This window comes from Streptomyces sp. NPDC086080 (assembly GCF_044540255.1).
GTDB lineage: Bacteria > Actinomycetota > Actinomycetes > Streptomycetales > Streptomycetaceae > Streptomyces.
Genome location: NZ_JBITRU010000104.1, coordinates 1 through 1483 on the forward strand (window position 1 = coordinate 1; position 1483 = coordinate 1483).

The window sequence follows — 1483 nt, forward strand, 5'->3', positions numbered from 1 at the left end:
CACGGCCCCGGCGTAGTTCCGGGTTGATGTGGTTTGCCCGGTGATGTGTCGGTGGGCTGGGCCGGTTTGCCAGACGAGCGCGACTCCTGATGATCTTTCAGGTCTCTAGGCCAAAAGATCGTCACTGGAGGCGCGCTCGTGCCCGTATCTTCGCTGATCCCCCCTGCTGTTGGCCAGCTCGCCGATCTGGCGCTCTGGGAGGCCGAACTCACCGCCGAACCAGTGGCGGTGGAGTCTGTGCTGGTCAGCAGGTTGCGGCAGGTACCGGACCGGAGAGCGCGGCGTGGCCGGCGGCACGCCCTGGTGGTGGTCCTGGTTCTGGCCGCGTGCGCGACGCTGGTGGTCGGCGGTGACTCGGTGGCGGCGATCTGGCAGTGGGCTGCCCGTTGCCCGCAGGACAAGCTGGCGCGGATCGGTGCCCGCCGTGACTCGCTGACCGGCTGTTTCCTGGTGCCCAGTGAACGTACCTTCCGCAGAGTCCTTGCCGATCTGGATGCCGACGCCCTGGACGTGCAGACCAGCGGATACGTTGCCGACGTCGCGGTCGGCCGTCTTCCCGTGCCGGAGATTCCCGACACCCCGGGGCCGCCCGAGCGCGAGCAGCGCCGCCACGCCCAGCGGGTCGCCGAGTATCCCGCCCCGGCCGGTCTGCTGTCGGCCGCGGCCGTGGACGGCAAGGCCCTGAACGGTGCCCGGACCGAGCACGGGAAGGTCTTCCTGGTCGGTGCGGTCGACCACGACAGCGGCGCGGTACTCGGCCAGGTCCAGGTCGCCGACAAGCGCGGAGAGGGCGGTGCGGCCCGCGCCCTGCTGACCCGACTCGCCACACCGGGACGGGTGTTCACCCTGGACGCCCTGCACACCACCAAGACCACCGCCCGCCTGATCACCGGCGAGCTGGAGGGCCACTACGTGCTGATCCTGAAGGGGAACCAGCCCCTGGCCCGGGCCGCCGCCCAGTCCCTGCTGTCCGGCACAGACGTCGAGTGGACCAAGACCAGCGCGATCCAGGAGGACCGTGGCCACGGACGCATCGAGCGCCGCTCGATCCGCACGGCCAAAGCCGACGACACCCTCTTTCCCGGCGCCGCGCAGGTCTTCCGGCTCCGCCGGGACACCGGCGATCTGGACGGCGACTGGACCAGCAAGGAGATCGTCTTCGGCGTCACCAGCCTGCCCGCCACTCTCGCCGGCCCCGCCCACCTCAACCATTACGAGAGGACCCACTGGTCCGTGGAGAACAAGATCCACTGGGTGCGGGATGTCACCTTCCGCGAAGACAACTCCCAGCTCAGGACAGGTACGTCCCCACGCGCACTGGCCACCTTCCGCAACCTGGCGATCAGTACGATCCGGCTCGCCGGACGCGCCAACATCGCCCACGCCCGCCGCGACCTCCACCGCCACAACGATGCCTTCGCCGCCTACGGCATCTGACCGACCGGCACGAAAGCGGACATCACGGCACTACGCCGGGGCCGTG

The 1483-nt window shown here is 69.7% G+C and carries 1 protein-coding gene; it reads left to right on the forward strand.

The features are described 5' to 3' along the window. The first annotated feature begins 138 nt into the window (after positions 1–138). Positions 139–1437: an ISAs1 family transposase gene (locus ACIF9R_RS38260; protein ID WP_399987727.1), complete on the forward strand. Its 1299-nt coding sequence runs from the start codon at positions 139–141 to the stop codon at positions 1435–1437. The last annotated feature ends 46 nt before the right edge of the window (positions 1438–1483 follow it).